The 2614-nt window shown below is 31.8% G+C and carries 4 protein-coding genes; all 4 read right to left on the bottom strand.

The features are described from left to right. Window positions 1–138 (bottom strand): hypothetical protein, encoded by a 138-nt coding sequence (locus AC1DSL_RS17090; RefSeq protein ID WP_477533134.1) that lies wholly within the window; start codon window positions 136–138, stop codon window positions 1–3. A gap of 338 nt (window positions 139–476) precedes the next feature. Beyond that, window positions 477–662: a hypothetical protein gene (locus AC1DSL_RS17085; protein ID WP_477533133.1), complete on the bottom strand. Its 186-nt coding sequence runs from the start codon at window positions 660–662 to the stop codon at window positions 477–479. 328 nt (window positions 663–990) lie between these two features. After that, window positions 991–1134, bottom strand: coding sequence for a plasmid partition protein ParG (locus AC1DSL_RS17080; RefSeq protein WP_477533132.1), 144 nt, complete (start codon window positions 1132–1134; stop codon window positions 991–993). Between the two features lie 282 nt (window positions 1135–1416). Beyond that, window positions 1417–2421 (bottom strand): phage lytic cycle repressor MrpR family protein, encoded by a 1005-nt coding sequence (locus tag AC1DSL_RS17075; RefSeq protein WP_477533131.1) that lies wholly within the window; start codon window positions 2419–2421, stop codon window positions 1417–1419. Window positions 2422–2614: the final 193 nt, after the last annotated feature.

Here is a 2614-nt window from a genome sequence, read left to right as displayed (position 1 = left end):
CTATTTGTCAGCTTCTTCTACCTCTTTTTTACTAAGTGCATCAGCAATCTTCTTTGCTTCGTCTTCCATTACTTCAATCTGATCCTTGGTTAATACCGTAATGGACTTCTTATATTCATTCCAGCTTGAATTTGTCATCGCTGTTATACACCTCCTGAATTCATAACTTATTATATCATGTTCAAAAGTGTAGCTCAAGTTTTAATTTTCTGTTATTGCGTTTTTGAATATTAATATTCAAATCACTCAAACTTTATTATTCTATTATTCATTTTTTCGAAATGTGTAGGACAGTTTCTTGCACCCTGTCCAGACACCCTTCATATACTGCGACCTCAGCTTGTAAAAAAACCGACTGTTATATGAAACTCGTGTCTTAACTTAAATTTCATAGTGGTTTAGATGGCTGATTTTTAAAATTTGATTAGCTCACTATGCTTGTCTAAATGTCTAGGAGCATTTAAACTCTCATCCTATTACTCTGTTTCGCAATCTTCAGCAGCGACAATCTGAAAATCCTCCACTGTTAACATGCATATTCCGCCAAGCATGTTCTTCAAGGATAGATTGATTTCCGCTAGGAGTAAAGGATCGTATTCTGTAATCAATGTTTTTGCTGATAAGTTTGATGTACATGTGATGATATACTGCACTGATGACATGTAAATGACCCCCGTTTACGAACAGTTGTTCGCTTATTTTATCCAATTGTACTCCTCAGCAACTCTTCTGTCAACTCATCCTTTTATCTGAAAATTGTGCTTATTCTGATAAAATATTACCATAATCAGTAAATCAATAATACAAATGTCTTATTTACATTAATAATTTATCCTTCATTGGTATTAATTTGTCGAATAAATAGGACAAGAGGACGTATCATTTTTAGATGTCAAGTTTTGTCAAAGTTGTTATAATAGAAGGGTAGTCTTTTTCAGACTACAGAACAGCAGACTGTCCGTACTTTTGAGAAGGTGCTGGACAGTCTGTCTAAACCTCTTGCGCTTCTTTTAAATCTTCTTTGACTAGCTCCGCCATGTAGTCCTTAATATTGACATCTAGGGTAGCACACTTGATCTTCAATTTCAGGTGTGTTGCTTCGTCGAGTTCAAATGACACATTCTTAATTTTCAAAACAATTTCCTCCTGTCCTACGAAAAAATCTTATCATGTTATGATTTTTTCGTCAAGAATTATCTTCCATATTATGTTTATCTTGTCAAGTATTAATGCTTGATTGCTTGATATATACATTCTTTTTGCATTCTCGAACTCATCAATTGCGCCCCTATCAAGAAGTCAAAAACAAGCTACATATCCTCATAATTTATTTATTACTCTTAGCCAACACATTTTCAGCTATTCCAGCTTGAAAAATGAGTGACTGTTATATGTGTTTTGGTACTCTAGTTGAATTTACTTAATTAAATCGTATGAGTATAAATTTTTAAATTGATCTGTTTTAAGCAACAATTTGATTACGTTAGTATTTCTATTTTCGTATTTGTCTACTCTTGTCATAGATGTATCAAACTGATCTCCAATTTCGTGTAAATGTTCCTGCTTGAATTCTCCATCTCTGTTATACAATTCGTTAGCCATGTGCATCATTCCTGATACTTGGATATCTTTAGATTTTAAATATTTTAAGTTAAATACTTCTTTATAAATTTGGAATTTACGATTTACGAAGAACAGTGTTAGTGCTCCTTCTTGTTTTCCTCTTGTTGTTTTCTTCATAATGAATTCTGAATCCAAGAACTTACTTGTACTTTGTCTGTCATTTTCAGCATGACCATTCTTGTTGTAATATTCTGGTGCTGCATCTGCTTTGTGTAATGTGTCATATAAGTATTCGGAAATCTCTATTGTGCGACTTGATCCATCTTTTTGATATAGTGTAGCGAAATATTTTCCATCTTCTTCTTTTAAGTCTTTAGTTCGTAAGTTAAGGATTTCAGAAAACCCTTCTCCACTAATTCCCTCAAATAAAGCTAACAATACTGCTCGATCTACATAGTTTTCTAATCCTTCACACATACCTAAAATTTGCTGTCTGGTGAATGCTGATTGTTTATAGGTGGCTACAAATTGTTTAGACCATTCTAATTTACTTTCTAATCCTGAAAGTGGATTAATGTTGCTTCCTACATAGCCATTTTCAATAGCCCAATCAATATATTGTTCAAACTTTACTGCATGATTATAAGCTGTATTTGCGGATGAAACTGATAATGCTTTCATAACATCTGCTATCTCATCAATAGACATATCATATAAGTCTTTTTTATAAATTTTCTCTTCTGTCTCTTTTGCTGCCATAAATGGATATGCAGTCAATTTTCTAGTTTCTGGATGCTGTATTGTATTTAAATATTCAATTTTAATTTCCCCATTGTAAAACTTCTCTGCGTTTAACATTTATGTTTTCTCTCCCTATTTTTTCTATTTTTGTATTTTCTTATATTATATTCTCTATTTATTTAATTAAACCTCTAAAGTATTTACTTATTTTTATTTCATCAATCTGATTGTTAATTTTTCCATCTTCTCTAATTATGGTTAAGTCTTTCCATAATGGATTATCTATTTTGAAGTTTACATCATCTAATAT

Source organism: Paenisporosarcina sp. P4_D4 (assembly GCF_056401835.1).
Note: the sequence above shows the minus strand (reverse complement) of the source record. Positions and strands in the feature narration are given on the sequence as shown.